Consider the following 1194-nt stretch of genomic DNA (forward strand, 5'->3'; position numbering starts at 1 on the left):
TCTAACAAGATTGGACTTTTTTAGTAACTAAAACGATTTAACTAGCACCACGCGTTAATAATCAAAAATATACTTATAACTCTACAGCTCTAAGCGAAGCAAAAGAAAAACTGAAGAAGATGCAAAGCGCTTCTGTAACTTATAATATCGCTGGTAAAAAATACACCTTAAAAGCTGAAGACTTAATTAGTGAAGTTACTTATAAGGATGGTAAGTATAAGTTCACTGATGTCAAAAACTTAACTAACAAACTTCATGACATCAATAAAGAAGTCCAAACGTTGAAAAAGAGCTATAAATTTATGGTACCTGTAGGCAATAAGGCTAAAGGCAAAACGGTCACCGTAACTAACGAAAGCTATGGTTGGGGCGTTTATGTAAAGAAAGCCCAAGCTGCTATAGAAAAGGCATTTATCGATGGTACTACAGAACTTGATGGCAGCAAGTACATTTATGGCGATGGCTACAGTACTTATGCTCATGGTTATGGCAAGAGCAACAACGGTATCGGGAATAATTATGTTGTCGTTTCGATTAAAAACCAAGAATTATGGGTCGTTCGCAAAGGACGCGTTGTTGTTCATTTAAACGATGTAGTTACTGGTACTTTAGAGGGTGGAAAAGGCAACCAAACTCCAAAGGGTGTTTGGTACATCATGTATAAAGAGTCACCTAGCGTTTTACGCGGTTTCAATGACGACGGCTCCAAATACGCATCTAAAGTTCAATACTGGATGCCATTTACTTTAAGCGGCTGTGGTTTGCACGACGCTAGCTGGAGAAATGATTGGAGTAAGACTGCATACCTTCAAGGCGGCTCACATGGATGTGTTAACATTCGTCCTGCTGAAATTAGAAGCGTATGGAACAATGTTTCTACTAATGATGCCGTAATTGTTTACTAAGAAAATAAAAATAATGCTATTCAAATTTGAATGGCATTATTTTTTTGCGTAAAATTAGACATAAAGATATAGATTTTTGAGAGGTTTTTATGTTAATAATCGGAATCATTTGCTTAGTTATGGCGGCAATTTCATATTTAAGATGTTTAAGTATTAAGAACAATAACACGAAAAAAGATAATCGTAAATTGCAATAATAAATTGAACACTTAAGCTGCTTGATAGATGCGATCTAATTCTCTTTCAAAAATTTCATCTGGTGTATGATATGCCAATATTTTTCTTGGTA

General features: G+C 35.3%; 1 pseudogene. It reads left to right on the forward strand.

The annotated features are described in order from the left end of the window. Positions 1–56: 56 nt before the first annotated feature. Positions 57–905 (forward strand): annotated as a pseudogene (locus CP368_RS10005) (L,D-transpeptidase family protein); the annotation flags it as partial. Positions 906–1194: the final 289 nt, after the last annotated feature.

It is taken from the genome of Lactobacillus sp. UMNPBX17 (genome assembly GCF_002553735.1).
GTDB classification, from domain to species: Bacteria; Bacillota; Bacilli; order Lactobacillales; family Lactobacillaceae; genus Lactobacillus; species Lactobacillus gallinarum.